This is a genomic window from Nocardioides sp. LHD-245 (assembly GCF_030929495.1).
Classification (GTDB): Bacteria; Actinomycetota; Actinomycetes; order Propionibacteriales; family Nocardioidaceae; genus Nocardioides.
In genome coordinates this window covers 126,141-147,784 of record NZ_JAVFWN010000016.1, presented here as the reverse complement: position 1 = coordinate 147,784, position 21,644 = coordinate 126,141, and the positions used below count along the sequence as shown (strand labels likewise).

Annotated in this window: 17 protein-coding genes; 13 read left to right on the top strand and 4 right to left on the bottom strand. The window is 72.2% G+C overall.

What is annotated here, in order from left to right:
* Positions 1-18 precede the first annotated feature (18 nt).
* From sigM to RB608_RS22550, 4 genes are all read right to left on the bottom strand, one after another.
* On the bottom strand, positions 19-756 hold the full coding sequence (gene sigM / locus RB608_RS22565; protein ID WP_308090319.1) for an RNA polymerase sigma factor SigM: 738 nt from the start codon (positions 754-756) through the stop codon (positions 19-21).
* Entirely contained in the window at positions 749-2,737 is a 1,989-nt protein-coding gene (locus RB608_RS22560) for a protein kinase family protein (RefSeq protein WP_308090318.1), read from the bottom strand. Before RB608_RS22560 ends, sigM begins: the two co-directional genes overlap by 8 nt.
* A gap of 76 nt (positions 2,738-2,813) precedes the next feature.
* On the bottom strand, positions 2,814-4,514 hold the full coding sequence (gene murJ, locus RB608_RS22555; protein ID WP_308090317.1) for a murein biosynthesis integral membrane protein MurJ: 1,701 nt from the start codon (positions 4,512-4,514) through the stop codon (positions 2,814-2,816).
* Positions 4,511-6,790: a DUF6049 family protein gene (locus tag RB608_RS22550; RefSeq protein ID WP_308090316.1), complete on the bottom strand. Its 2,280-nt coding sequence runs from the start codon at positions 6,788-6,790 to the stop codon at positions 4,511-4,513. Before RB608_RS22550 ends, murJ begins: the two co-directional genes overlap by 4 nt.
* A 207-nt stretch (positions 6,791-6,997) precedes the next feature.
* On the opposite strand from RB608_RS22550, the gene RB608_RS22545 reads away from it, so the two are divergent.
* The 13 genes from RB608_RS22545 (at position 6,998) to RB608_RS22485 (ending at position 21,643) form a co-directional block, all read left to right on the top strand.
* A complete protein-coding gene (locus tag RB608_RS22545; protein WP_308090315.1) occupies positions 6,998-8,368 on the top strand; it encodes a solute carrier family 23 protein in 1,371 nt (456 codons plus the stop codon).
* Positions 8,365-9,288, top strand: a complete 924-nt coding sequence (locus RB608_RS22540) for a carbon-nitrogen hydrolase family protein (protein WP_308090314.1) — start codon at positions 8,365-8,367, stop codon at positions 9,286-9,288. Before RB608_RS22545 ends, RB608_RS22540 begins: the two co-directional genes overlap by 4 nt.
* A gap of 101 nt (positions 9,289-9,389) precedes the next feature.
* The gene (locus RB608_RS22535; protein WP_308090313.1) at positions 9,390-9,992 is read left to right on the top strand and encodes a cupin domain-containing protein; all 603 of its coding nucleotides are present in this window, start codon (positions 9,390-9,392) and stop codon (positions 9,990-9,992) included.
* 122 nt (positions 9,993-10,114) lie between these two features.
* The gene (locus RB608_RS22530; RefSeq protein ID WP_308090312.1) at positions 10,115-11,182 is read left to right on the top strand and encodes an ABC transporter substrate-binding protein; all 1,068 of its coding nucleotides are present in this window, start codon (positions 10,115-10,117) and stop codon (positions 11,180-11,182) included.
* A complete protein-coding gene (locus RB608_RS22525; protein ID WP_308090311.1) occupies positions 11,179-11,973 on the top strand; it encodes an ABC transporter ATP-binding protein in 795 nt (264 codons plus the stop codon). Before RB608_RS22530 ends, RB608_RS22525 begins: the two co-directional genes overlap by 4 nt.
* 14 nt (positions 11,974-11,987) lie before the next feature.
* Positions 11,988-12,818: an ABC transporter permease gene (locus RB608_RS22520; RefSeq protein ID WP_308090310.1), complete on the top strand. Its 831-nt coding sequence runs from the start codon at positions 11,988-11,990 to the stop codon at positions 12,816-12,818.
* A 136-nt stretch (positions 12,819-12,954) separates the two neighbouring features.
* Complete coding sequence (locus RB608_RS22515; RefSeq protein ID WP_308090309.1) at positions 12,955-13,773, top strand: cupin domain-containing protein; 819 nt, start codon at positions 12,955-12,957, stop codon at positions 13,771-13,773.
* A complete protein-coding gene (locus RB608_RS22510) occupies positions 13,770-14,651 on the top strand; it encodes a nitrilase-related carbon-nitrogen hydrolase (RefSeq protein WP_308090308.1) in 882 nt (293 codons plus the stop codon). Before RB608_RS22515 ends, RB608_RS22510 begins: the two co-directional genes overlap by 4 nt.
* Positions 14,648-15,505: a xanthine dehydrogenase family protein subunit M gene (locus tag RB608_RS22505; RefSeq protein ID WP_308090307.1), complete on the top strand. Its 858-nt coding sequence runs from the start codon at positions 14,648-14,650 to the stop codon at positions 15,503-15,505. Before RB608_RS22510 ends, RB608_RS22505 begins: the two co-directional genes overlap by 4 nt.
* Entirely contained in the window at positions 15,502-17,913 is a 2,412-nt protein-coding gene (locus tag RB608_RS22500; RefSeq protein ID WP_308090306.1) for a xanthine dehydrogenase family protein molybdopterin-binding subunit, read from the top strand. The genes RB608_RS22505 and RB608_RS22500 overlap by 4 nt, the downstream gene beginning before the upstream one ends.
* Positions 17,910-18,389, top strand: coding sequence for a 2Fe-2S iron-sulfur cluster-binding protein (locus RB608_RS22495; RefSeq protein WP_308090305.1), 480 nt, complete (start codon positions 17,910-17,912; stop codon positions 18,387-18,389). Before RB608_RS22500 ends, RB608_RS22495 begins: the two co-directional genes overlap by 4 nt.
* A complete protein-coding gene (locus tag RB608_RS22490; protein ID WP_308090304.1) occupies positions 18,386-20,737 on the top strand; it encodes a xanthine dehydrogenase family protein molybdopterin-binding subunit in 2,352 nt (783 codons plus the stop codon). The genes RB608_RS22495 and RB608_RS22490 overlap by 4 nt, the downstream gene beginning before the upstream one ends.
* 72 nt (positions 20,738-20,809) lie before the next feature.
* Positions 20,810-21,643 (top strand): cyclase family protein, encoded by an 834-nt coding sequence (locus tag RB608_RS22485; protein ID WP_308090303.1) that lies wholly within the window; start codon positions 20,810-20,812, stop codon positions 21,641-21,643.
* Position 21,644: the final 1 nt, after the last annotated feature.

Here is a 21,644-nt window from a genome sequence, read left to right as displayed (position 1 = left end):
ACGGGCGAGGCGGGGTGATCAGTCGACGGTGGTGCCCGCGGGCGGTCCGCGCGGCGTCATGGATCCGACGTCCGGGGTGCCGGACGGGTTCCCCGCATCGTCCACGGGGCGGCCGGCGGTGTCCAGGTCGTCGGCCGCGGCGAGGTCCAGGACGTCGGCGAGGAGGACGGCCAGCCGGGCCCGGCCGCGAGAGCATCGGCTCTTCACCGTGCCCTCGGCGCAGTCGAGGATCTGGGCGACCTCGGCGACCGGGTAGCCCTCCATGTCGACCAGGACGAGTGCCGCCCGCTGCTCCTCGGGCAGGGTCGCCAGCGCGGCGAGGACCCGCTCGCGGCGCTCGCGGACCAGACTGTGCTCGACCGGGTCGACCGCCGGGTCGCCCGGCGTGCCGGCCGTGGCCCGGACCCGCCGGTGCCCGGCCTCCACGGTGTCGAGGTCGTCGGGCAGCGGCTCGGCCCGGCGTACCGACTCCTTGCGCAGGCGGTCCAGGCAGGCGTTGACGACCACCCGATGCAGCCAGGTGGTCACCGCGGCGTCACCGCGGAACGAGCCGGCGCGACGGAACGCGGACACGAGACCGTCCTGGAGGCCGTCGGCCGCCGTCTCGGGGTGGCCGCAGGTGCGCAGCGCCACCGCCCAGAGCCGGTCGCGGTGCCGGGTGACGAGGACGCCGAACGCCTCGGGGTCGCCGGCGACGTGCGCGGCGAGCAGCTCGCGATCACTCGACGTGTCGCGGGCCTCGCGCACCTCACTCACCACGGACCACCACCTCGGCGACCTCGGCCCGGAAGTCGCCGTCGACCTCGGGCAGAGCCGTCCACCACAGGACAAGGTAGCGAGCCTGGACCGGATCCGTCGCCGCGAGGGTCAGGATGCCTCCGCCCGTCCGGGTGGCGACGGGGGCGCCGGTCGGCGCGCCGGTGGGGGCGGTGGTGCCCGGGACGGCATAGAGGGACACCTGGTTGGGGTCCATCGAGCCCTCGTCGACCATCCGCACGGTGACGCTGTCGACGGAGCGGACCTCCCCCACGTCGATCACCAGTCCGACCCCCGTCTTGAGGCCCGGCGGCGGACCCAGCTGGTTGTCGTAGTAGGTCTGCGTGCTCCAGGTCGTGCGTGCGTCGCCGTCGACCAGGTTCGGGAGCGACCCGGGGTCCTCCTCGCCGTCGCCCAGGGGATCGAGGTCGTCGAGCGTGAGGTCGTCGATGACCGCGGCCCGGGCGAGGCTGGTCTCCTCGGTGGTCGGGGTCTCCTCGGGGTCACCGCCGAGCGCGGTGCGGCCCCGGCCGAGGTTGAAGGCGATCGCGATCGCGACCAGGAGCAGCACCGCGAGCGCGACCGCCATGGCCAGGCGCAGCCAACTGCGGCCCGGCACCTTCTCGAGGTTGTCGGTCGAGCCGCCGTCGTCCGGGCCGGTGCCGGTGTCCCAGGGCCAGAAGCCACCGGGCGCCGGCGCGCCGGGGGCCTCGCCCGACGGGACGGGTGGCAGCCGTGGGCGTCGTACGCCGCCGGGCGGGTCGGGCGCGAACAGCGGGCGCTCCGGTGGTTCCTCGAACGGTGGTGGCGGTGGTGGCGGCGTGCTGCGGGTGCGCAGCCAGGTGACGTCCTCCTCGCCGAAGACCGGCATGCCGGCCTCGGTGGGCAGCTCGGTCACCAGGGGGATGGGCGGTTCGTCGGGGTCCGGGTCGGTGGGGGGCTCCGGCTCGGGGCCGATCCCCGCCTCGGGACCGATCCCCGCCTCGGGACCGACCGGCTCCTCCGAGCCGGCCTCGGTGCCGGCCTCGGGGTCGGCTGCGGCGCCGGTGCCGGGCGAGGCCGGTGGCACGACGGGGATGTCGTCGCGCGACGCGTCGTGCGGCAGCGGGTCGGCCAGCGCCGGGAGCCAGACCGGCCGCAGCTCGTTGATGGGCGGCACCGCCCGGGCCAGCTGCTCGGGCATCCCGGTGGGGTCGCCGACGAAGGCGACCAGCTCGGCGGCGATCGACGCGGCCGACGACACGTCCGGGTGGTCGCTGCCGCGCCGTCGGCGCCGCGACGGAGCGGGCGCCCCCGCGCGCTGGTCGAGCTCGCGCCACAGCATGTCCAGCGGCTGCGGGACGCCCGCGACGACCTGGCGGGGACTGAGGGTGGTGTCGTTCTCGCGGGGCGCGGCCGGGACGATCGAGCCGGACGGGCCGGGCCAGGTCGCGGTGAGCGCGCAGTGGAGCAGCCCGCCCAGGTCCTCCAGGTCGCCCTGGACGTCGCCGGGCGAGAGGCCGTGCAGGGCGGCGTCGACGCACATCCCGATGATCCGCACCGCGCCGTACCGGTCGATGAGGACGTTCTCGGGGTTCAGCCGGCCGTGGGTGACGCCGGCCGCGTGGGCGCGGGCCAGGGCGTCGGCGACATCGGCCACCAGCCAGGCCGCGTTGCGCGGTGCGAGCGGCCCGTCGTGGGTGACCAGGATGTCGAGGGAGATGCCGGTGCCCCACTCGTTGACCACGAAGCAGCGGCCGTCCTCCTCCTCGGCGTCGAGGACCCGCAGGATCCGCGGGTCGAGGACGCGCGCGGAGGTGCGGGCCGCCTCGACCAGCTCGTGGGCGCGGGCGTCGTCCTGGGAGATGACGTGCAGGGCGACGAAGCGCTCGAGGATCCCGTCGTGGGCGCGCCAGAACCGCCCGCCGCCGCTCTCGCTCAGCAGGTCGATCAACCGGTAGCGGCCGGCGAGGACATCGCCCGACCGCGTCGACGTCGCCACCTCGACCCCCTGCTCGCCCTCGTGTCCCTCAGCTGTCCCTCTGCGTCCCTGTCCCTCCGGGTCACCTTAGACCGGCTCAGCGCCGCCGCAGCCGCCCGGCGACGGTGTCGGCGACGGAGGTCACCTCGGTCAGCCGCAGCGGTCCGGCGACGGCCAGCAGCATCGCCCCGGCCCCGGCGCCGACGAGGGCCACCTCGACCGCCGCCAGGGTCCAGTGCGGGTTGCTGCCGACGAGCTCGACCACGGTGTCGGTGACGACGATGTCGAGGAACCGGCCGACCACGAACACGACGACGCTCGCGACCAGCAGGCGCAGCACGAACCCACGCCAGCGGCGTACGGCGCCGCGCGGCGCGCCACCGCGGCGCAGCAGCCGGACCAGCACCACCGAGGAGAGCGTCGCGCCGACGGCGTACGCGCCGCCGTAGGCCAGCACCAGCATCGGCGAGGTGTCCCACGGGTCGACCCGGGACACGAAGAGGACCGCGAGGCCGATGTTGGTGGCCGCGATGACGCACTGGACGTAGAAGACCAGCCGGTTGAGCTCGAGGGCGTAGAAGCCGCGCAGGACGAGGTAGTGCACGGTGAAGGCGACGACCGCGAAGCCGAAGAGCACCATCGACGACTCGAACCGGTAGAAGTACGCGGCGGTCGCTCCGTGCCCCCACACCACCTGGGCCAGCGGGAGCGCGATCGACGGCAGCAGGGCGGCGAACGGTACGACGACGACGAGTGCCGTGCGCAGGGTGCTGCCCAGGGTGGCGGCCAGCCGGCCCAGGTCGGCGTCGGCGGCCGCGGCGGACAGCCGCGGCAGGATCGCGGTGGCCAGGGACACGGTGATGATCGAGTGCGGCACCATCACCACGAGCATCACGTTGGAGTAGATCGTGATGCCGGTGCCGTCGTCGGCCGCGGCGGTACCGCCGGAGGCCAGCCGCACGACGACGACGTACGCGATCTGGTTGACGATCACGAACAGCACGGTCCACAGGCCCAGCCGGAGGGTGTGGCCCAGGCCGACGCCCCGCCAGTCGAAGCGGGGCCGGATCCGCACGCCGCAGCCGCGCAGGTACGGCACCAGGACCAGCAGCTGGGCCGCGATCCCGACGGTGGAGCCGATGCCGAGCAGGCGCTCCTGGCCGGGCGAGAACGCCGCCTGCTGCTCGGTGGGGCTGGCCGGGCCGAACGCGACGAGGTAGGTGACCAGCACCGCGATCGAGATCAGGTTGTTGGCGATCGGCGCCCACATCATCGGCCCGAAGCGGCCGCGGGCGTTGAGCACCTGCCCGAACAGCACGAACATGCCGTAAAAGAAGACCTGCGGCAGGCAGAACCGCGCGAAGTCGATCGCGGACTGGCGCTGCTCGGCGAGGTGCGGCGCGTCGTAGCTCGGCACCAGGACCTGCATGACGAGCGGCGCGGCCACCACCAGCAGCACCGTCACCAGGCCGAGGAAGCAGGCCGCCAGCGTGACCACCCGGTTGACGTACGCGGCGCCGTCGTCGGCGTCGTGGGTCATCGCCCGCACGATCTGCGGCACCAGCACCGCGTTGAACACGCCGCCGGCGAGCAGGATGTAGAGCATGTTCGGAACCGTGTTCGCCACGGTGAAGATGTCGGCGTGCAGCGAGATGCCGAGCGCGGCCGCGAGCAGGGTGGAGCGGATGAACCCGCTGAACCGGGACACGACGGTGCCCGCGGCCATCACGGCGGTGTTCGCGAGGATCCGACGCTGCTCGCCGGCGGCGGCGCCCTCCGTGCTGTCGCCGTCGCTCACGAGGAGGCCTCGCCGCGCGCGGCCCGGAACCGGCGGACCAGGCGGATGCCGATGGCGACGAAGAGGATGCCGGCGCCGGTGGCGATGATCGCCCAGATCACGACGCCGACCTGGCCGGAGCGGATCGGGAGCTCGTCCTCGGCGCCGAGCGGGGTGCCGTCGGCGTCGGTGAGACGCAGTCGGATGTTGTGGACGCCGGTGCCGCTCATGTCGGCACTGACCGGTACCGACGAGCGGCTGTTGGCCGCCAGCACGATCGGGTTGGCCACGGAGATGGTCGCGCCGTCGTCGGTCGCGACCTCGATCCGCACGGTCACCGCGTGGTCGAGCGTGTTGCTGACCGCGACGTTGAAGCTGCCCGAGCTGCTCGACAGGGTGACCCCCTGCGGCGCGTCGAGGTCGACCTGCCCGAGCTGCTCCTCCACCCACGCGCGGGAGCGACCCAGACGCGGCCCGGCGTCCGCGTCGTCGCGCATGGCGTACGACGTCCCGGCCAGTGCCTCGCCGACCACGGTGTCGCCGATGGCGTAGCCGTCGCCCAGGATGCTCTGCAGCGACCGGCCCGCGCGGATCAGGCTGCCCGCCTCGTTGAACACGGTCGCGTCCAGCTGTGCGGCGAGCTGGCCCTGGGGGTAGGTGAGGTCGTCGGGGTCGAGCTGGCGCTCGGCGGCGTCGTCGGTGTCGGTCGCGAGGTCATTGGTCCGGGTGACGGTCGGCAGGTCGACCAGCGTGACCAGGTCGTCGTCCAGGCCCGCCCAGAACTCGCGGGCGCCGGCGGCGTCCAGGCTCGACGGGAGGACGACCACGAGCGGGTCGGGGCGCGCGTCGCCGGCGCGCAGGATCCGGATCACCGCGTCGCTGAGCAGTCGCTGCCGCAGCGCGACGGGCGCCAGGGCCGGGTCGGGGCCCGGGCCACCGCGGGCGGTCGCGGTGCTGGTGGCCACGATCGGGCGGTCCCCGACCAGGCCGCCGACCGGGGCGCCGTCGGGGAAGTCCTCGGCCGGGAACATCTGCTCGCCGAGCAGCACGGTCGCCGCGTCGTCGACGTCCCCGATCGCCGCGGCGTCGAGGTAGCCGTTGCGGGACGCGACGACCGGGGTCGACTCGATGCCCCAGGCGGCCAGCGTCGGCGACGCGTGCTTGCGGGCGGTCGCGTACAGGCTGGGCAGGGACCGCGCCGCGGCGGCGAGATCGGGGTCGCCGTACGGGAGGGCGGCGACGGTGTCGTCGGGCAGCACCGTGGCGGCCCGCTGGAGCCAGGTCTGGGCCGCGCGGACGAGCGGGTCGTCGGGGTCGAGGGTCGTGGTGCCGACGTCGGCCGCGTCGTCGGCACCCTCGCCGGCCCCGTCGGACCCGCCCTCGTTCGCCGACCCGCTCGGCGACGGGTCCTCGCTCTCCGACGGCTCGCCGTCGGGCGCGACCGGCGTGATCGCGCGGACCGGGTTGCCGGCCGCGAGCTGGTTGACGGCGTCGGCGACCGCGGGGTCGAGCAGCCAGGTCAGCGGGGCGGTGGTGCTCGCCGCACCGAACGCGAGCGGGCCGCCGAGGACGCCCTCCGGGGAGAGCGCCTCCTCCCACCAGTCGGTGCGGCCGAGCTCGCCGTCAGCCGAGTGGGCCACCCGTCCGCGCAGCGGTACGACGACCGCGGTGTCGACCCGGGCGGAGGTGCCCGGCGCGACGTACGGGAGGAAGGTGCGGGCCCGGCCGTCGGCCAGGGTGTCGCGACCGTCGGGGTTCTCGCCGAGAGCATGCACACCGAACCAGTAGACGCCCGTGGTCGGGTTCGCGAACACCTCGCGCAGCACCCGCTGCGGGATGCGGAGCGAGAAGGTCTGGGACTCGCCCGGCCCGAGCGTCTCGATCTGCGCCTGCACGGCCGGCTCGTCGGTCTTGCGCACGCCGACCTGCGCCTCGGGGTCGGTGGCGGCCGCATCGGCCAGCTCGTGCTCGGTGGTCATGGCCGGCGGGCAGCCGACGCAGTCGTCGCCGGCACCGAACATCGGGTAGAGGTTGATCCGCTGCCACGTCTCGAGGTCGACATTGGTGACCTGACCGCGGACCACCAGCGGGCCCTTCCGGGGCAGCACGCCGGGCGTCAGCTCGTCGATGGTCACCTCGAGCGGCGGGTCGTACTCCGCGTTCTTGGGTGCGGCCGCCGGCGCGGGTCCGGCCGGGGTCGCGGACGCGGCGGGTGCCCCGGCCAGCGCGGGTGTGGCGAGGCCGAGGAGCAGAGCGGTCGCCAAGCCTGCGCGCAGGCGGGAAGGACGGCGGACCACGCACCGAGGGTAGTGGGGGCGCCGGCGGCGGCCGTCCCCGACGACGGAAGAGGGACGCGAGAGGGCGCTGCATTTCAAACAGGCTAGAAGTTTTCCGCTACCTCTTGCGCTAGACAGGCTTACAGTTCAATATTCATGAAACGCTGGTGCTCGTGGCGCCGGTCAGCCGATCGCCCGGAGCGACCATCCCCAAGTGAGGTGCCTGTCATGGCCCATCAGCCCACCACGGCCACGTCCTCGTCCTCGTCCGACGCCGCGCCGATCCTGACGGTCGGTTTCGAGGAGCGGCTGAGCGTCCCGAGAACCGGACTGTTCGGCGTGCAGCACCTGCTGGCCCTGACCGGCATCTGGCTGTTCCCCAGCATCATCGGGGCGACGCTCGAGCTCTCGGCCGAGGAGACCGGCTGGATCACCCAGGGCTGCTTCTTCATGACCGGCCTGATCACGGTGCTGCAGTCCTCGCGCCTGTTGCGCCTGCCGATCGTGCAGGGCCCGACGGCCGCGTTCATGCTGGCGATCGTCTCGTCGGGGCTGGCCTTCGGCCTGGACACCGCCTTCGGCTCGATGGTCGTCGCCGGCCTGATCTTCGCGCTGCTCAGTCTTCCCAGCCGGCGCTTCGGTCTCTTCGGCCACGTCGCCCGGCTGGCGTCGGACCCGATCCTGTTCGGCACGCTGTTCGTGATCATCGGTGCCCAACTGGCCGCGATCGGGCTCAGCGGCTGGTTCGGCACCCCCGGCGCGGACGGCTTCGGCATGCCGTACTTCCTGATCAGCGTGGTCACCGTGCTGGCCGTGGTCTGCTTCACCATCTTCGGCCGGAACACCGTGCTGCGCCGGGCCTCGATCTTCTTCGGCATCGTCGTGGGCACGGTGGTGGCGGCGCTCGCCGGCCAGTGGGACCTGCCCAGCCTCGGGGGCGCGTCGGTGGTCGGCACTCCCGAACTCCTCGGGTTCGGCTTCGACGTCGAGTTCTCCGTGGTCGTGCTGATGCTGCTCGCCTTCTTGCAGGCGGGCACCGAGTCGGCCGGCATGTACCAGATGATCGGCGGCTGGGGTGGCCAGCGGATCAGCGTCGAGCGCACCAACCGCGGCGTGTTCACCGAGGTGGTCGGGACCTCCGTCGGTGCTCTCTTCGGCGGCATCGGCACCACGTCGTACCCGGAGAACGCCGGCATCGTGCGGATGTCGGGCATCGGCAGCAGGTTCGTCACCATGACCGCCGGCATCACCGCGATCGTGCTGGCCTTCCTCCCCAAGGTCGGCCTGTTCGTGGCGAGCCTGCCGATGCCCGTCCTGGCCGCCGCCTCGACCATCCTGTTCGGCATCATCGCGATGTCGGGGGTGCAGATGATGGCGACCGTACGCTGGGACGAGCTGAACATGATGGTGGCGGCGCCGGCGTTCATCGTCGCCCTCGGCACCCAGTTCCTGCCGGCCGAGATCGTCGACGACCTGCCCGAGGAGGTGGCCAGCATCGTGACCTCGCCGATGATGGTGGGCGTGATCCTGTTGCTCGTGCTGCACCTGGTGATCAACTACGCCATCCGGCCGCTCCTGGAGAGCGGGTCGAGGGCGTGAGCGTGATCCGGCTCGGTCTGGCCCAGGTGGAGGCCTCCTTCGGCGACCAGGAGCAGCAGAACCTGGTGCGGGCGCTGGACCTGGTCCGCCAGGCCGGCGAGCGGGACGTCGACCTGCTCGCCTTCGCCGAGAACTTCCCGGGACCGTTCACCGACGCGAACCGCTACGAGGTCGCCGAGCCGATGGCGCGCGCGGCCCGTGAGCACGGCGTGGCGGTCGCCTACGGCACCTCACTGCCCGACCCGGACCGGCCCGGCTCCTTCAACATCACGACCGTCGTGGTTGACGACCGCGGCGAGGAACGGGGCGCCTACCGGCGCACGCACCCCGTGGGCCCCTACATCTACCGCGACAGCCCGGAGTGGAACTTCGACTACGTGGCCGCCGACGACTTCCCGGTGATCGACATGCCGTGGGGGAAGCTGGGCATCTCCATCTGCTCGGAGGTGCACCTGCCGGAGGTGACCAGGATCCTCGCGCTCCGGGGGGCGGAGGTGGTGCTCTACCCCAGCGGCCTCCTGATCGACGAGCTCGGCTACACCGAGGCGTGGCAGACGCTGGTCCACGCCCGGGCGATCGAGAACCACCTCTACACGGCGACCCTGGTGAACCTGATGAGCCGCAGCGTCGCCGAGCAGTTCGCGGGCGAGAGCTTCGAGAGCTCCGGCCCGGGCCTGACCCGCGGCATCGGCATGGTCGCCTCTCCCGAGGGGATCCTGGCGCGGTCGCCCGAGCCGGGGATCCTGGTCGCCGAGCTCGACCTGGAGCGGACCCGCTACCTGCGGCGCACCACCGAGGAGCTGATCGTCCCCGCGCCGTATCGCACCATCCCCGGTCACCTCGACTGGCGTCGCCCCGAGCTGTACGGCACCCTCCTCGAGGCCGCCCGAGAAGCCGCTCCGTCCGCGCGTCAGGGGTGAGGTGGCACCGCCGGGTACCGCGTCCGGCAGTTGACGACTTTCACTCTCGCTGAAAGTCTTCGACGGCACGCCACGGCCACGCCACGACAGGAGACCCCGGGATGGCATCCAGCAACGACGCTCGGACGGCGGTCGCCGCCGGCGATGCCGCGGACCAGGCCATCGCGCAGATCGGCGCCCGGGTGCGGCTGCTGCGCTCACGGCAGGGCCTGACGCTGAAGGAGGTCGCGTCCCGCACCGGCGTCAGCGTCTCGATGCTGTCCATGCTGGAGCGTGGGGTGGCCAGTGCCTCGGTCGGCACCCTGGTCTCGGTCGCCTCGGCGCTGGGCGTGCACATGTCCGACCTGTTCGACCGCGACGAGCCCGAGCACTCCGATCCGGTCCGGCGCCTGGCCGAGCAGCCGTCGGTGCGCACCAACGAGGGCGCGCGGCGGCGGGTCGCGCACAACGACGTCGAGTCCGGTGTGGAGCTGGCGGTCAACGAGTACGAGCCCGGCGGCGCCAGCGGACCGGTCGCGACCCACCACGACGGCCGTGAGTTCGGCATGTTGATCTCCGGCACCCTCACCGTCGAGCTCGACGGCCAGACGCACACCTTGAAGCCGGGCGACCTGATCGCCTACCCGTCCGACCGGCCGCACCGGATCATCAACAGCGGCCGCAAGAAGGCGGTCGCGGTCTGGGTGAACATCGAGGGACCGTGATCCACCGGTCGAGCGGGTGGGTGTTTCAACCGCATGAAGACTCGATGAACTAGTTCAATCTCGTTGACACTGTTTCAATCACAGTGCACGCTGGGGCTCCCGAAACCCTCAAGGAGCCCCCGATGAAATCCTGGCGAACCTTGGCCGCGACAGCCGCAGCCGCCTCGTTGATCCTGACCGCGTGCGGCAGCGAGGGGTCGGCGACGAACGACGACGGCGACCTCCTGGTCATGCTGTCGTACAAGAAGTCCATCTACTGGCTGCCCCTGCTGGTGGCGGAGGAGAAGGGCTTCTTGGCGGACGAGGGAATCAGCCTGGACCTGGAGGAGACGAACGGCTCGGGCTTCGTCACCCAGCAGCTCCTCTCGGGCAACACCGCCGTCGGGTGGGCCGGTGCGCCGGACACGGTGGTGGCGTACTCGAAGAACGACGAGGTCCGGGCCCTGATGTGCAACCCGCCGCAGAACATCTTCCGCATCGTGGTGCCCGAGGACTCCGACATCACCACGGTCGCGGACCTGAAGGGCAAGACCCTGGGCATCGCCGAGGCCGGAGGCGGCGAGGAGCCGATCGTCAACGCCTCCCTCGCGGACGCCGGACTCGAGCGCGATCGCGACGTCACCGTGCAGCCGATCGGCGACGCCGGTCCGGCCTCGCTGAACGCGATCCTCGACGGCCAGGTCGACGCGTACGCCGGCAGCTACCCCGACATCTCCACCCTCAGTGCCGACGGACGCCTGGTCACCCGCGACATCACCCCGTCGGAGTACAACGCGATTCCGGGCGACTGTCTGATCACGACCGCCGAGCACCTGGCGGACGAGGAGACCCGCGGGCAGCTGGTGGGTCTGGCCCGGGCCTGGGCGAAGGGCGCGATCTACGCCGCGGCCCATCCCGAGGAGGCCACCGACCTCGCCTGCGCGCAGGTGCCCCAGGAGTGCGAGGACATGGACTTCGCCGCGCAGTACACCAAGGACACGATCGCGCTGTCCGGCGTGACGGCCGAGGGCGACGAGCCCTTCGGCGCGGTTCCCGTCGAAGCCTGGGAGACCACCATCCAGGTTCTCAAGGACTCCGGCGCGGTCAGTGGCGACCTCGACGGGGAGAGGCTCGGTGGCGGCGAGACGGTCGCGGACTTCGTGGCCGACTACTCCGACTTCGACGTCGCCGAGCTCCGGGCGGCCCCGTGAGCGCGGCGGCCACCCTCGCGCAGGACACCGAGCAGGGGATCAGTGTCCGCGGGGTCAACAAGCTCTACGACACCGCTGACGGTGGCCAGGTGCAGGCGCTGGTCGACGTCGATCTCGACATCGCGCCGGGAGAGTTCGTCTCGTTCCTCGGGCCCAGCGGCTGCGGGAAGTCGACCCTCCTGCACATGGTCGCGGGACTGCTGGAGCCGACCGAGGGCGTGATCGAGGTGCGGGGCACGCCCGCTGCCGCGGGACGGCCCGACCTGGCGATCATGCTCCAGTCCCCGGTGCTCTTCCCCTGGCGCAGCGTGATCGACAACGTGATGCTGCCCGTGGAAATCCTCCGCCTGGACCCCGTCGCCGCGCGTCGCCGTGCCGAGGACCTGCTCGAGCTCACCCACCTGACCGAGTTCGCGAAGAAGAACGTGTGGGAGCTCTCCGGCGGTATGCGCCAGCGGGTGAGTCTGGTCCGCGCTCTGGTCACCGACCCGCCGCTGCTGCTCATGGACGAGCCCTTCTCGGCGCTCGACGAGTTCACCCGCGAGCGCCTCAACGTCGAGCTGGCGAGCATGCACGACCGTCTCGGGCGCACCACCTTGTTCGTCACCCACAACATCGCCGAGGCGGTCTTCCTCTCCGATCGGATCGTGTGCATGCGCCCCCGGCCGGGCGAGGTCATCGACGTCATCGACGTCCCGCTTCCCCGTCCCCGCACGCGGGGTCTGGTCGGCGCCGCCGAGACGGTGGCGCTCGAGGGCCGGGTCCGCGCCGCCATCGCCGAGTACATCTGAGACGAGGGGACACCATGACGACCACCACCGCCACCCCGGCCCGGTCCGTGCGCACCGCCACCACGAAGGCGCGCAACCGCCGCCGCCGGGCCGCCGGCGCCGTCGGCCTCCCGGCCCTGGTCCTGGCCATCTCCGTCGGCATCTGGGAGGCCGCCGCCCGCGGCGGCCTGGTCAACGAGATCATCGTGCCCGCGCCCAGCGACGTCGCCGTGGAGCTGTTCGGGATGCTCGACGAGCAGTACTTCTGGGACGCCACCTGGGTCACGCTGGCCGAGACGCTGGCCGGCTTCGGCATCGGCGTGGTCCTGGCCTGGGTGCTGGGCACGCTGCTCGGGATGTTCGGCTGGGCCCGCACCGCCTTCTATCCCCTGGTGGTGGGCTTCCAGATCACCCCGCGCGTCGCGCTCGCGCCGCTCTTCCTCACCTGGTTCGGCTTCGGCCTCACCTCCAAGATCGTGATGGCGGCGACCATCTGCTTCTTCCCGGTCCTGCTGAACGTGATGGTCGGCATGAGCGGTGTCGACCCCGCCGCGCGGACGCTGATGCGCTCGCTGGGCGCCAGTCGCTGGGAGGAGTACGTCAAGCTCACCCTGCCGTCCTCCCTCCCCCTCATCTTCGCCGGCATCAAGAACGCGATCACCCTGGCGCTGATCGGTGCGATCGTCGCCGAGTTCGTCGGCGCCTCCCGGGGCATGGGCGTGCTGATCAAGTCCCTCAACTTCCAGCTCAACGTCGCTGCCGGCTTCGCGGTGATCGTCGCCCTGATGATCTTCGGTCTCATCCTCTACTGGCTGGTGGAGCTCCTCGAGGCGCGCATCGTGCGCTGGCGGCACCACGCGGTGTGATCCGGCGTGGACGCCGGCGGCCGGGGGCTGCCGGCGTCCACGCGACCCCTTTCCGGCGGCGGACGGGCGGAACTCGCGTCGAGCGAGTACAGTATGATTGAAATCAAGTACGACACTATTGAAGGTAGATACCACCGTGACTGAGACCCACTCCCCGGCGCCCGCCGTGGCCGGCCTTCGCGTGATCTCTCCCGAGCAGTGGGGCCCCGACCTCGGGCTCGTACGGGGCGGGACCTTCCGCGAGATGGTCGGGCCGGCCTCGGGTGCGCAGCGCCGGAGCATGCACCACGTGCGGATCGACCCCACCGGGACGACGGTGCCGCTGCGTCACGACGGCGAGGCCGTCTACTACGTGGTCGAGGGCACGCCGGTCGTGACCGAGCTGCTGCGCCACCGGCGGGACAGCCACCGGCTCGGCCCGGGATCGATGATCCACCTGCATGCCGGCGCCACCTACACGATCGAGGCCGACCAGGGGGCGGTGCTCATCGGTGGGCCGTGCCCGGTCGACCCCGCGCTCGGCGCCGCCGCGGCGCCGTACCTCGAGGAGTCGGGGCTCTCGCTGTACCACCGCGACCGCCCGGGCCTGATGGTTCCCTTCATCTCCCGTGACGCCCGGCTCGTCGTGTGGCTGGGAGCCGGCGCGGTGGACGCCAACATGAACTACGTCGTCCTCGAGCCGGGCGAGCGGAACAAGGAGCACGTGCACGCCGAGTCCGAGGACACCATCCACATCCTCGAGGGCCGCGGCACGGCCGAGAACGTCAGCACGGGCGAGCGCTTCCCGATCGGTCCCGGCGACACCGTGCACATCGAGATCGGCACCTGGCACGCCGTCGCCGCCGACCGCGGCGAGCGGGTGGTCAGCGTCGGTGGCCCGTGCCCGGCCGACACCGACATGCTGCGCGCGGCCGGGGTCGACGTCGCGGACATCATGGAGAAGATCGGTCGATGACCTCCGTTTCCGACAGCGTCGTGATCGCGCTCGAGCAGGTCGAGGTCGTCCCCGGTCGCCCCGAGCAGAACCGCGATCTGTGCCTGCGGCGTGCCGAGTCGGCCTTCGCCGCAGGCGCCGATCTCGTGGTGCTGCCGGAGCTGGCCATCGGCGGCTACGTGGTCGATCCCGGCCGGGCGCGGGAGGTCGCGGAGCCACTCGACGGGCCGACCACGGCCGCGTTCTCCACCCTCGCGGGGCGGACCGGCGGCATGGTCGCCTACGGCTTCTGCGAGTCCGCCGGATCCGGTCGGCAGGACACGGAGCTGTTCAACACCGTGGTGGTGGTCGACGGCGACGGTCCGGTGCTGCACTACCGCAAGCTGCACCTGTTCGACCGCGAGCTGGAGGCCTACACCCCGGGCGACCGCGGTCTCCCGATCGCCCCGACCCGGTACGGAGTCCTCGGGGTCTGCATCTGCTACGACCTGCGCTTCGTCGAGGTGCTCCGCGCGATGTCCCTGCGCGGCGCCGAGATCGTGCTGGCGCCGGCCGCCTGGGTCGGTGGGTACGACGCGCGGGTGCCGACCGTGGGTGCCACGCGGCACGCGGAGTCGGTGATCGCGCAGGCGAACCTCGACCAGGTCGCCGTCGTCGCGGTCTCCCAGGTGGCCGGGGCGGGCGCCGGTGGTCCGGCCACCCTCGGCGGCTCGGTCGCGGTCGACGCCTACGGCGAGCTGCTGGCCGGACCGTTGTCGCGCACCGGTGCCGACGCGGCGGTGGTGCGGGTGGACCTGGCGGCCGTCCGCGCGGCCCGGGTGCGGAGTGCGACGATCCGACCCAGGGAGGATCGCCGTACCGATGTGTACGCCGTGCAGTACCGAGGGGAGACCTGGTGAAGCCCGCAAACTTCGAGTACGTGCGTCCGGCGAGTCTGGAGGAGGCTCTCGTGGAGCTGGCCAAGGACCCGGACGAGAGCAAGGTCCTCGCCGGCGGGCAGAGCCTGGTCCCGATGATGAACTTCCGGTTGGCCCGCCCCGAGCGACTGATCGACATCAACCGGATCCCGCTGCTGGAGGGCGTCGAGTCGGTCGGGGACCGCGTCGTGATCCGCGCCCGGACCCGGCACCTCGCGTTGCAGAACCTCTCGATGTCCACCCCACTGGGCAGCCTGCTGCGCACGGGCGCCGCCCACGTCGGACACCTGCCGATCCGCACCCGCGGCACCTTCGGCGGATCGATCGCGCACTGCGACGCGGCGTCCGAGTGGTGCCTGGTCGCCGGGCTGCTCGACGCCGAGATGACGGTGCGCAGCCAGGCCCGCGGCACCCGGACCATCCCGGCCTCGGACTTCTTCTGGTCGATCTTCACCACCGCCATGGAGCCGGACGAGATCCTCACCGAGGTGTCGCTGCCCGCCCTCGACGACAGTTACCGCACGGGGATCGCCGAGTTCGCGCGGCGGGCCGGCGACTTCGCGATCGTCGCGGCGACCGGGGCCGTCCAGGTCGTCGACGGCGTGGTCCGGGACGCTCGCGTCTGCCTGGGCGGGGTCAGCGAGGTGCCCTTCCGCAGCGCGGCGGCCGAGCAGGTCCTGCTCGGCCAGGAGTGGAGTCCGCGCCTGCTGCGCGACGCCGCCGAGGCGGCCGCCGACGAGGTGGACCCGCCCTCGGACAGCCATGGCGACGGCGAGTACCGGCGCGACCTCGTCCGAGCACTCCTGCCGCGTGCGCTCGCCGGAGCGGTGAGATGACAGCCGTCGAGCCGCCGAGCTGGACCGGGCGGAGCCTGCCCCGGGTCGAGGATCCCTCGATCCTGCGCGGCCACGGGCGCTACGTCGCCGACGTCGCGTCCCAGGACCGCTGCTGGTACGCCAAGTTCGTCCGCAGCTCGATCGCCGCGGGGCGGATCGTGGGGATCACCGCTCCGCCGGGCGTGCGGATCTACACCGCAGCGGACCTGGACGGCGTGGGTGAGATCGTCGCGTCCCTCGCGCGCCCGGACTTCGTCACCACGAGCCAGCCGATCCTGGCTCGTGACGTGGTCCGGTTCGTCGGCGAGCCGGTGGCCATGGTGCTGGCCGAGACCGAGGCCGAGGCGGAGGACGCGCTGGAGCGGGTGGTCGTCGAGATCGAGCCGCTGCCGGCGGTGCTCAGCGTCGCCGACGCCACCGCCGACCAGGCGCGACTGGTGCACGACGTCGACTTCCCCGGCGACCCCAACACGGTGGTCGACGGGCGGATCCACACCCCGGGCTTCGACGAGGTCTTCGCCGCCGCGGCGCACCGGGTCAGCGTCCAGGTGGGGTCGGCCCGGCAGAGCGCGATGCCGCTCGAGGCCCGGGCCAGCCACGCGGCCTACGACCCGGCGACGGGACGCACCACGCTGCACGTCACCACGCAGATGCCGCACGTGATCCGGACCGGCCTGGCCGACGTCCTCGGCATCCGGGAGGACGACCTGCGGGTGATCGCTCCCGACGTCGGCGGCGGGTTCGGCGCCAAGATGGCGCTCGCGCGCGAGGACGTCATGGTCGTCCACGCCGCCCGTCGACTGCGTCGCAACATCGCGTGGATCGAGACGCGCGAGGAGAACTTCATGGCGGCCTGGCACAGCCGCGAGCAGGTCTACGACGTCGAGGGCGCCTTCACCGAGGACGGCGACCTGCTGGCCGTGCGGGCCGACCTGCGCTGCGACGTCGGCGCCTACAGCTGCTACCCGGTCACCTACGGCGTCGAGCCGCTGATGGCGATGGCCGAGCTCACCGGCCCCTACGCGGTACGCGAGTACTCCGTCCGCTCCCGCGCGGTGCTCAGCAACAAGTGCCCGATCGCCCCGTACCGCGGCGTCTCACGCCCGGTGCAGGTGCTCGCCATGGAGCGACTGATGGACGTGGCCGCCCGGCAGCTCGACATCGACCCCGTCGACCTGCGGATGCGCAATCTGGTGCACGAGTTCCCGCACCGGATCCCCAGCGGCCTGGTGCTCGACAACGCCTCGCACCGCCAGACCCTGGCGGTCGCCGCCGAGATGGCCGACGTCGCCGACTTCCGCCGGCGCCAGCGGGCCGCGCGGGGCGAGGGGCGGCTGCTGGGCATCGGGTTCTCCTCCTTCGCCGAGCGCACCGGCTACGGCACGCCCGCCTTCGCCGCCCGCTCGGCGCCCTTCGAGCTCAAGCCGAGCGCGGTCGCGGACGTGATCACCCCGGGCTTCGAGCGGGTCGTGCTGGCCATGGACAGCTCCGCCGGCGTCACCGTTCGGATCGGCGCATCCCCGCACGGGCAGGGGCTGCGCACCGCCCTGGCCCAGGTGATCAGCGACGAGCTGGGGGTGTCTCCCGGCGAGGTCCGGGTGATCCACTCCGACACCGACGCGACGCCGTACGGCTGGGGCAGCTTCGCCAGCCGGGCCATGGTGCTGGCCGGCGGCGCCTCGATGCTCGCCGCCAGGGAGCTGGCGGGCCGGCTGCGGACCCTGGCCAGCAGTCGCCTCGGCGGCCTGCCCGGCGACATCGACCTGAGCGACGGCGAGGCCCGCCACCGGGAGACCGGCGAGTCGGTGCCGCTCTTCGTGCTCGCCCGCGACACCTACCACTCCTCCCACCTGATCCCCGACAAGGGCGAGCCGGCGCTCGAGGCGACGGCGACCTACGATCCGTCGGGCACGTTCGCCAATGCCTGCCACGTCGCGGAGGTCGAGGTGGATCCCGCGACCGGCGCCGTCGCCGTCACGAGATTCCTGGTCGCCGAGGACGCGGGCCGGCTGGTCAACCCGGCCATCGTCGACGGCCAGATCCAGGGCGGGGTCGTCCAGGGGATCGCCAACGCCCTCTTCGAGGAGCTGATCTACGACGACCGCGGGGTGCTGGTCACCACGTCGCTGATGGACTACCTGCCGCCGACCCTGCACGAGGTCCCGGACATCGAGATCGCCCACCTCGAGACCACGTCACCGCAGTCGGTGACCGGTGCCAAGGGTGTCGGCGAGGGCGGCACCATCGGAGCGCCGGCGGCGATCGCGAACGCCGTCTCGGACGCGTTGGGCCACCTCGGCATCGCCGTCGACCACATCCCCGCCACTCCCCACCGCCTCCGCACGGCCATCCGATCAGCACAGGCCGCGCAGGCCGCCGACAAGACCGACAGAGAGACCGCCTCATGAGCCAGACCGTGCCCGTCCGTCTCTACGTGAACGGCGATCGCCACGACATCGACATCGAGCCCCGTCGTACCCTCGCCGACGCGCTGCGCGACGACTGCGGGCTGACCGGCACCCACCTCGGCTGCGAGCACGGGGTGTGCGGCGCCTGCACCATCCTGGTGGACGGCAAGCCGGTCCGGGCCTGCCTGATGTTCGCGGTCCAGGCCGAGGGCACCTCGATCCGGACGGTCGAGGGCCTCGCGCCCGACGACCAGCAGCTGCATCCGGTGCAGCGGGCGTTCTGGGAGAAGCACGGCCTGCAGTGCGGCTTCTGCACGCCCGGCTTCCTGATGCTCGTCGCCGGTCAGCTGGAGGAGAAGCCCGAGACCGACGAGGAGGAGATGCGCGACGTGCTCTCCTCCAACCTGTGCCGCTGCACCGGCTACCAGAACATCCTGAAGGCGTCGATGGCGGCCGCGGAGGAGATGTCGGGATGATCGGGGCCCGGGCGCTCCGGCTCGAGGATCCCGTCCTCCTGCGTGGAGCCGGCCGCTACGCGGCCGACACCTATCACGCGGGCGAGCTGCACATGCGGGTCGTGCGCTCGCCGGTGGCACACGGCCGGGTCCGCGCGGTCGACGTCGCCGACGCGCTCCGGCTCGACGGGGTCGTCGCCGCGTGGACCTACGACGACGTCGCCGACCTGCCGGCGATCGGGTTCCGGCTCACGCCGCGCGAGGAGCTGCTCCCCTACCGCCAGCCGGTACTGGCCCGCGGTGTCGTCCGCTACGTCGGCGAGCCGGTCGCGGTGGTCTTCGCGACGTCGGCCTATCTCGCCGAGGACGCCGCGGAGCGGGTGGTGGTGGAGATCGACCAGCTGCCGGCGCACATCGACCCGGACGCGGACCCCGTGGCCTGGGTCGACGCCGAGCAGGCCACCTGGGCCGCCGGGCTCGGCACCCCGCTGCCGGAGCAGGACTCCGAGGCCACCCGCTTCGTGACCGAGTACGGCGACGTCGAGGCCGCCTTCGCCACCGGGGCCGGGCGGATCATCGAGCTGGACGCGGTCATCGGCCGCCACACCGGCGTGCCGATGGAGTGCCGCGGTCTGGTCGCCCACTATGTCGAGGCCGATCAGGAGCTGGTCATCGACGGAGCCGCCAAGGTGCCGTTCTGGAACCGGGACGCCATCGCCGACGTGACCGGCCTCGCGCCCTCCCAGGTGGTGGTCCGCGAGACCCACGTGGGCGGTGGCTTCGGCCCGCGCGGCGAGCTCTATCCGGAGGACGTCCTGGTGGCCCTGGCCGCGATGCGGCTGCGGGCACCGGTGAAGTGGATCGAGGACCGCCAGGAGCACCTGCTCGCGACCAACCACTCGCGCGGCCAGCACCATCGGCTGCGGGCGCTCGTCGAGGAGGACGGGTTCATCCGGGCCCTCGACGCCACCTTCACCCTGGACCAGGGCGCCTACGTCCGCACCCACGGGGCGACGGTCGGGTCGCTGACCTCCTCGATGCTCCCGGGCCCGTACGTGATCCCGAACTTCCGGGTGGAGGCGCACGTGCGGCTCACCCACAAGACACCGCACGGGACCTATCGGTCCCCGGGACGGTACGAGGGCACCTTCGCCCGCGAGCGGCTGGTCGACAAGATCGCCGCCGAGCTCGGCCTGGGCCGCGAGCAGGTCCGGCGCCGCAACTTCATCGCGGTCGAGGACATGCCCTACGAGCGGCCGATCCAGGCCATGGGCACCTCGATGGTCCACGACTCCGGCGACTACCGGCTGCTGCTGGACAAGATGAGCGAGGGCTACGACTTCCCCGGCATCCGCGCCGAGGTCGCCGCCCGGCGCGCGGCGGGCGAGGCGGTCGGCTTCGGGTTCGGCTACTTCGTGGAGAAGAGCGGGATCGGCCCCGTCGAGGGCGCCCGGATCTCGGTCGACACCCGGGGCCGGGTGAGCGTCACCTGCGGCGCGTCCTCGGTCGGTCAGGGCGTCGACACCGTGCTCGCCCAGGTCGCCGCCGAGACGCTCGGCATCCCGCACGACGAGATCCGGGTCGTGCGGGGGCGCACCGACCGGTTCGGCTACGGGCGCGGCGCCTTCGCCACGCGGCTCTCGGTGATGGCCGGCTCGGCCGTCGCGAACGCGGCGGCGGCGCTGCGGGACAAGGCGGTGCGGGTCGCCGCGCACGAGCTGAAGGTCAGCGTCGAGGAGCTCGAGCTGGCGGATGGCGCCGTGCGGCTGGTGGCCGATCCGGGCAGGGGCCTCTCGCTCGCCGAGATCGCCCGCCTGCTCGAGCCGGTCTGCGCGGTCGAGATCAAGGAGGACCCGGGTCTCGACGCCGACGGGTGGTTCCGCTCCGACCACATGACCTATCCCTACGGGCTGCACGCGGCTGTCGTCCGGCTCGACCGCGGCACGGGTCAGACGGTGGTCGAGCGCTACCTCGTCGGGTACGACGTGGGCCGGGCGCTCAACCCGACGCTGGTCGAGGGACAGATCGCCGGCGGTGTCGCCCAGGGCCTGGGCGGTGCGCTCTACGAGGAGTTCCTCTACGCCGACGACGGCACACCGCTGTGCACCACCTTCATGGACTACCTGATCCCCACGGCGCACGAGGTGCCGCCGATCGAGATCCTGATCACCGAGGACGCCCCGAGCCCGATCAACCCGCTCGGGGTGAAGGGCGCCGGGGAGGGCGGCGTGACGGCCGTCGCCGCCGCGATCGCCTCCGCCGTCGACGACGCCCTGCAGCGCCCGGGCGCGATCACCTCGGTCCCGATCCGCCCCCAGGCGGTCCACGACCTGGCCGCCCGGGCCACCGGCTCCCGGGCCACCGGCTGACGCGACCGCCGGTCCGCCGTACGTCCTCCACCCACTCCCACCGAGCTCGTCCACCCAGAAGGAGAACACGCAATGCGCATCGTCGACCTGACCCATCCCTGGGGCATCCACACGCCTGGCTGGGTCGGCTACCCGGGCGGGAAGCTCTACTACACCCAGAACCTGCAGACCAACCAGATCGTCTCGCAGAAGATCGAGACGTCCCTGCACTCGGGCACCCACCTCGACGGCCCGATGCACGGCACGGACGGTGGCCTGGACATGGCCTCGCTGCCGCTGGACAAGCTGATCCATCCCGGCGCGATCGTCGACGTGTCCGACACCTGCAAGGACTGGGACTTCATCGAGCCCGAGCACATCACGTCGAAGGTGGAGGTGAGGAAGGGCGACATCCTGATCATCCACACCGGGTTCATCGACTACTACCAGGGCATGCCGAAGCAGGACCTGGTCCGCTACTTCACGATGCACCCGGGCGGCAGCCCGCGCCTGGCCGAGTGGATGGCCGACATGGAGATCCGCTGGTGGGGCATCGACGCCGGCTCCGGCGACCACCCCATGAACACCACGATCCGCAACATGCGCCCCGACCTGCTCAAGAAGTTCGAGGAGCACGTGGGCATGCCGTACCAGGAGTTCCTGGGCGAGTACTCCTACACCCACCACCTGTCCGGTCGCGAGATCACCTCCGACATCTTCCCGATGCACCACCTGGCCTTCCAGGACGGCTGCATCCACGCCGAGAACGTCGGCGGCGACCTGAAGACGGTGCTGAACCAGCGCGCGATCATCGGCGCCTTCCCGTGGAAGATCGAGGGCGGCGAGGCCTGCCCGTGCCGGATCATGGCCTTCTTCGACTGCGGCGCCGACGAGGTCATCGAGGGCTTCGCGGGTGCGGGGAGCTGAC

Coding starts and splice junctions, on each gene's coding strand:
- RB608_RS22545 (WP_308090315.1), top strand. CDS start 6,998: ATGGCCCATCAGCCCACCACGGCCACGTCCTCGTCCTCGTCCGACGCC.
- RB608_RS22535 (WP_308090313.1), top strand. CDS start 9,390: ATGGCATCCAGCAACGACGCTCGGACGGCGGTCGCCGCCGGCGATGCC.
- RB608_RS22530 (WP_308090312.1), top strand. CDS start 10,115: ATGAAATCCTGGCGAACCTTGGCCGCGACAGCCGCAGCCGCCTCGTTG.
- RB608_RS22520 (WP_308090310.1), top strand. CDS start 11,988: ATGACGACCACCACCGCCACCCCGGCCCGGTCCGTGCGCACCGCCACC.
- RB608_RS22510 (WP_308090308.1), top strand. CDS start 13,770: ATGACCTCCGTTTCCGACAGCGTCGTGATCGCGCTCGAGCAGGTCGAG.
- RB608_RS22500 (WP_308090306.1), top strand. CDS start 15,502: ATGACAGCCGTCGAGCCGCCGAGCTGGACCGGGCGGAGCCTGCCCCGG.
- RB608_RS22495 (WP_308090305.1), top strand. CDS start 17,910: ATGAGCCAGACCGTGCCCGTCCGTCTCTACGTGAACGGCGATCGCCAC.
- RB608_RS22490 (WP_308090304.1), top strand. CDS start 18,386: ATGATCGGGGCCCGGGCGCTCCGGCTCGAGGATCCCGTCCTCCTGCGT.
- RB608_RS22485 (WP_308090303.1), top strand. CDS start 20,810: ATGCGCATCGTCGACCTGACCCATCCCTGGGGCATCCACACGCCTGGC.